At 71.9% G+C, this 1,825-nt stretch carries 2 protein-coding genes; both read right to left on the bottom strand.

Annotated elements, in window-relative coordinates; all coding sequences use genetic code 11:
* A partial coding sequence (locus tag AB1609_22860; GenBank protein MEW6049275.1) for a hypothetical protein occupies positions 1-828 on the bottom strand: 828 nt, incomplete at its 3' end.
* 99 nt (positions 829-927) lie between these two features.
* A partial coding sequence (locus tag AB1609_22865; GenBank protein ID MEW6049276.1) for a sporulation protein YqfD occupies positions 928-1,825 on the bottom strand: 898 nt, incomplete at its 5' end.

The following is a 1,825-nucleotide window of genomic DNA, read 5'->3' on the forward strand; positions in this document are numbered from 1 at the left end:
TGCCGCCGAGGCAAACGCCGTCGCCAAAGCCTTTGCATCGTCCGGGACGTTGAGCCGGTCCACCTCGGCCGCCAAGCGTGCCCGCGCTTCGCCCACCCCGTCCGGCCCGATGCGCGTGGAACCCATGACCCGCTCGACCACGGCCGGGGCGGCGTCCGCCGCCTGGTCGAAAGACCCGGGGGAAAGCCGCAGCGCGGCCTGGACCGCCGAGGAAGGGACCACCAGATTGGCTTGCGCCAGGATGAGCTGGCGCACCTCGCCGGCGCGGTTGGCTACCGCGGTTGACGAAGGGGGCTTGACGGGCTTGCTACCATTGGCACCGTCGCTGCTGCTCCCACCGCCGCCGTTCTCCGTGCCCCAGAGCTTTGCGCGCTCCGCCCGGAGGACCGACATGGCCTGGCGCACGCGATCGCCGGCCTGTACGGATGCCGTCGGGTCGATGGAGTAGTTGGCCGGGTCCTCCGCCGCCCGGCGCAGCACCTCCTTGACCGCTTCGTCCTGGAGCTGGGCCGTCCGGTACCGGTTCTCGATGGTACGCGGCGCCGTGACCTCAACGGGGCTGACCTGGCCCGGTACCACGTGAACGGCCGGCTGTGTGACGGCGGGCACAAACAGGACGACAAGGAGACCCCACGTGGCAACGACCACCGCGACCGGGTGCGTGAGGGATCGCAGCCAGGGGGCTTTGAGGGACGACGCGAGGCGGCCGGCCAGGGTCTTGGTGCCCCATTCCCGCCGCGCAGGCGCCCATTCGGGCGCTGCGCTGCCAGATGCCGGACTACGGCCCGCCTCCCCCGTGCCACCTCTGCTCCCCGATAGGGCTCGCAACCACCTGGACCCCCGTTCGCCCCCAAATTCATGTCCAGTATAGTGCGGCCCGACCGGGAAGACCAGTGTGCCGGGGGCCGGCGCCTGCGCCGCACCCTTTCAGGGGGACGGTGACGGGGGAGCAGGTGAAGGAGACGGCTCCGGGTACGGCAAGAACGTCGCAATATTCTGAACCGCCTCGATGACGGCCCGGCTCCGGATCAGCCGCTGGCCGCCGCCCGTCTCCTCCTCCCAGGTGTTCACCCGGCGCTCCAGCACGTCCGGAGAGAGGCCGAGGGCCGAGGCCGCCTGCTCCAGGGCGCGTTCTTCGGCGATCCGACGCGCCCCCTGCACGTCGAGAGGAAAGACCTGGGATTCCAGTTCCTCGTGCACGATGCGATCCCACGAAAGCGGCAGGACCGTGAGGGGCCCGGGCGGCCGGCGGTGGATCACCTCCGTCCGGAAGCGGCGAAACGGCGGCTCCACCGCCCCCAACCGCATCTGCCACGGACCCGCCGTCACCAATATACCCCACGCCAGGCGTCCGGAGGGGCGATCGAGGCGCATCTCCAGCCCCGTCTCCGCGAACCCCTCGGCCCAAATCCGGGCGTAGACCACCCCTGCCGCCCGAACGGGGCGGGCGTCCGGCGGTGCCGAAAGGGGCGGCCGCCCGCTGATGAGGACCTGTCCTCGGCGCACCACGTCACCGGGCTGCACCACAGGCCACCCTGCGGCCGGGATGACCTGGGTGACGAGTCCGTCCACCGCGGCCACCACGTCACCGGGAGCCAGATCCCGGCGCTGTTCATCCCGCCGGGGCCGCACCTCCACCCGCGCCACGCTGCCCACGACCTGTACCTCGGCCCACGCAAGATCCGGCAGCACGCGAAGAAGCCCGTCCTCGACCCGGCCCGGGTCGATCTGGCCTTTCCAGGCCCCCGGCCGCACGCCGAAACGTGCCAGCACCTGGCGCACCTGTGCCGCCTCCGGCGGCGGCGTCCCGACCACCTCCACCGCC

The organism is Bacillota bacterium, assembly GCA_040754675.1.
In the GTDB taxonomy this organism is placed as follows: domain Bacteria; phylum Bacillota; class Limnochordia; order Limnochordales; family Geochordaceae; genus Geochorda.